Consider the following 1,804-nt stretch of genomic DNA (forward strand, 5'->3'; position numbering starts at 1 on the left):
CAGGCGGCCTTGCGCGCAACGACCTACACCGACAGCGCGATCACGCCCAACAACGCCACCCGCACCATCAGCTTCGTCGTCAACGACGGCACCAAGAACAGCGCCGCAGCGACGCGGACGGTGACGGTGGCGGATACCGACCAAACGCCCATCGCCACCGTCTCCGGCGCCAACGGCAGCTACACCATCAGCGGCACGCCGACGCCGGTGGCGGTGGATGGCGGCATCACCGTATCCGACCGCGACAACGCGACGCTGGCCAGCGCGACAGTGTCCATCACTGGCAACTTCCACAGCGGCGAGGACGTGCTGGCGTTCAGCAACACCAGCTCCAGCAGCTTCGGCAATATCGTCGCCAGCTACAACAGCGGCACCGGCGTGCTGACGCTGACCTCCAGCGGCGCGACCGCCACCGTCGCGCAATGGCAGTCGGCGCTGCAGGCGGTGACCTACAACGACACGGCCGGCTCGCCGAATACCGCCACCCGGGTCATCAGCTTCGTCGTCAACGATGGTACGGCGAACAGCGCCGCAGTCACCCGAAACATCGCGATCCAGCTGCCGACGCCGACGGTGGCCGGCCTGACGGCGGGCACCGACACCGGCAGCAGCAGCTCCGACGGCATCACCAGCGACAACACGCCTACGGTGACCGGCACCGCCACCGCCAGCAGCACCGTCACGGTCTATGTGGACGGCGTCAGCGTCGGCACCACGACCGCCGACGGCAGCGGCGCGTGGAGCTACAACTTCGTCTCCAGCCTGGCGGACGGCAGCCACGCGATCACGGCGATGGCCAGCAGCGGCGGCGTCAACAGCGGCGTGTCGTCCGGCCGCGCCATCACCATTGACACTGCGGCTCCCGCCACGCCGACGGTGACGGGCCTGACCGCCGCCACCGACACCGGCAGCAGCCACAGCGACGGCGTCACCAGCGTCAACACGCCAACGGTGCAGGGCACGGCCGATGCGAACAGCACGGTGACGGTCTATGTCGACGGAACCGCGATGGGCACGGCCACGGCCGACGGCAGCGGAGCATGGACCTACAACATCGTCAGCAGCCTGGCCGACGGCAACCACAGCATCCGCGCGACGGCGACCGATACGGCCGGCAATGTCAGCGGCCAGGCGACGGTTTACAGCGTCACCATCGATACCGCGACCCCGGCGATGCCGGCGATCAGCGGGCTGAGCACGGCGACGGACACCGGCAGCAGCCACAGCGACGGCATCACCAGCGACAATACGCCTACTCTGCAAGGCACCGCGCCGGCCAACAGCACGGTGACGGTGTACATCGACGGCTTCCAGGTGGGCACCGCCACCGCGAACGGCAGCGGCGCATGGAGCTACAACCTGAGCACCAGCCTGCCGGACGGCAACCACGGCGCGCGGGTGACGGCGACGGACGCCGCGGGCAACGTCAGCACGCTGTCGGCGGCGTACAGCATCACCATTGACACCGCGGCGCCGTCGGCGCCAAGCGGCTTGGCGCTGACTGCGGCGACCGACACCGGCAGCAGCCATAGCGACGGCGTCACCGACAACAACCAGCCGACGGTGCAAGGCACGGCCGAGGCGAACAGCACGGTGACGGTGTACGTCGACGGCACGGCGGTGGGCACGGCGACGGCCGACGGCAGCGGCGCGTGGAGCTACAACCTGTCCAGTCCCTTGATTGACGGCAACCACAGCATCCGCGCGACGGCGACCGACGCGGCAGGCAACGCCAGCGGCCAGTCGACCGCGTACAGCATCATGGTGGACACTGCCGCGCCGGCGGCGCCGACGGGTCTGGCGC

At 69.6% G+C, this 1,804-nt stretch carries 1 protein-coding gene; it reads left to right on the forward strand.

What is annotated here, in order from left to right; all coding sequences use genetic code 11:
• Positions 1–1,804 (forward strand): Ig-like domain-containing protein (locus VL52_RS22835; RefSeq protein WP_235429365.1); only part of this gene is annotated, 1,804 nt, incomplete at both ends.

The organism is Chromobacterium vaccinii, from assembly GCF_000971335.1.
Classification (GTDB): Bacteria; Pseudomonadota; Gammaproteobacteria; order Burkholderiales; family Chromobacteriaceae; genus Chromobacterium; species Chromobacterium vaccinii.